The sequence below is a fragment of the Mesorhizobium sp. M4A.F.Ca.ET.050.02.1.1 genome, from assembly GCF_003997725.1.
Classification (GTDB): domain Bacteria; phylum Pseudomonadota; class Alphaproteobacteria; order Rhizobiales; family Rhizobiaceae; genus Mesorhizobium.
In genome coordinates this window covers 1-1545 of record NZ_RZSG01001092.1, presented here as the reverse complement: position 1 = coordinate 1545, position 1545 = coordinate 1, and the positions used below count along the sequence as shown (strand labels likewise).

Sequence of the window (1545 nt, the reverse complement as noted above, 5' to 3'; positions counted from 1 at the left end):
ATGCACAAGCTCGCAACGCCCGTAGCGGCGCCGGCAGGGGCGGAAAGCCTGTCCGGCGACATGGCGCTGGTGCGTCGCGCCTTGGCGCGCGAGGCGGAGGCCTGCCGCGCCATCATCAAGGCTAACAACCAGCGTCTCTACCGCATCGCGCGCGGCGTTGTGCGCAACGACGCCGAGGCCGAGGACATCGTGCAGGAGGCCTATGTGCGGGCCTTCGCCAATCTTTCAACTTTTCGTGGCGGATCCTCGCTCTCGACCTGGCTGTCGCGCATCGTCATCAACGAGGCGCTCGGTCGGCTGCGCAAGCGAAAACGGATCGTGGCGCTGCCCGAAAACCCGGAGGCGCAGATCATCCGCTTCCCTCTAAACCCCAGCGACGATCCGGAGCGGACGATGGCGCAGCGGCAGATCCTCGCACTGGTCGAACGGGCGACCGACAGCCTGCCCGACGTCTACCGCAGCGTGTTCGTAGCCCGCGTCATAGAGGGCTTCAGCATGGACGAGACCGCCGACCTGCTTGGCGTCAAGCCCGAGACCGTCAAGACCAGGCTGCACCGGGCGCGCGCCCTGGTGCGCAAGGCGCTGGACGACGAGATCGGCCCGGTGCTGCTCGACGCCTTCCCCTTCGCCGGCCGCCGCTGCGAGCGGCTGACCGAGGCGGTGATGAAAAGACTGGGGATCGAAGGCTGATTCCCGGGAACGTTTCGGCCCTTCCCGCATCCAATCAGCGTTAACCGAAGAACGCGAGCCCGGCACCACCGGGCGAAGGAGATGCCATGCTTACCCGACCGACCGTTGCCCTCGCCGCCCTGCTCATGCTCGGCGCAGCGCCGCTGGCGCAGGCCGCCGACAAGCCGACCGATCCGCAGATCGCCCACATCGCCTACACGGCGGGCACGATCGACATCGAGGCGGCGAAGCTGGCGATCGAGAAGTCCAAGACCAAGGAGGTCGTGGATTTCGCCAACGACATGGTGCGCGACCATGAGGCGGTGAACAAGCAGGCGCTCGACCTGGTCAAGAAGCTCAATGTCACGCCGGAGGACAACGCCACGAGCCAGGCGCTGGCCAAGGCGGCGGCAGAAGAACGCGGCAAGCTCGCGAAGCTCGACGGCGCGGCCTTCGACAAGGCCTATGTCGAGAATGAGGTGGCCTACCACAAGCAGGTCAACGGGGCGCTGGAGACCCTGCTCATCCCGTCGGCGAGCAATGCCGAGTTGAAGAGCCTGCTGGAAACCGGGCTGAAGATCTTCCAGGGGCATCAGCAGCATGCCGAGCATGTCGCCGGCAGCCTGAAATGACGGCGCTGACACGGCCGGCATTAGCGGCGCTGGCGCTGGCGCTCACCGCCAGCCCGGCGTCCGCAGCCACGATCACGGTAACGATCGACAAGCTTGTTTTTTCGCCAGCAAGCGTCGAGGCCAAGGTCGGCGACACGGTCGAATGGGTGAACAAGGATGGGTTGGCCCACACGGCCACGGTGAAGGGCGGTTGGGAGGCGATGATCCCGCCGAAGTCGAGGGGAAGGATGACTCTCACGGAAGC

General features: G+C 66.1%; 3 protein-coding genes. All 3 read left to right on the top strand.

The genetic code is table 11. The features are described from left to right. Window positions 1–690 carry an RNA polymerase sigma factor gene (locus tag EOA33_RS35260; RefSeq protein WP_126055174.1) on the top strand — a complete coding sequence of 230 codons (690 nt, stop codon included), beginning with the start codon at window positions 1–3 and terminating at the stop codon, window positions 688–690. Window positions 691–776: 86 nt separating this feature from the next. Then, complete coding sequence (locus EOA33_RS35255) at window positions 777–1301, top strand: DUF4142 domain-containing protein (RefSeq protein WP_126055175.1); 525 nt, start codon at window positions 777–779, stop codon at window positions 1299–1301. Beyond that, window positions 1298–1545, top strand: a 248-nt coding sequence (locus tag EOA33_RS35250; RefSeq protein ID WP_127407687.1) for a plastocyanin/azurin family copper-binding protein, incomplete at its 3' end; no start/stop codon positions are given. The genes EOA33_RS35255 and EOA33_RS35250, both read left to right, overlap by 4 nt.

Coding starts and splice junctions, on each gene's coding strand:
- EOA33_RS35260 (WP_126055174.1), top strand. CDS start 1: ATGCACAAGCTCGCAACGCCCGTAGCGGCGCCGGCAGGGGCGGAAAGC.
- EOA33_RS35255 (WP_126055175.1), top strand. CDS start 777: ATGCTTACCCGACCGACCGTTGCCCTCGCCGCCCTGCTCATGCTCGGC.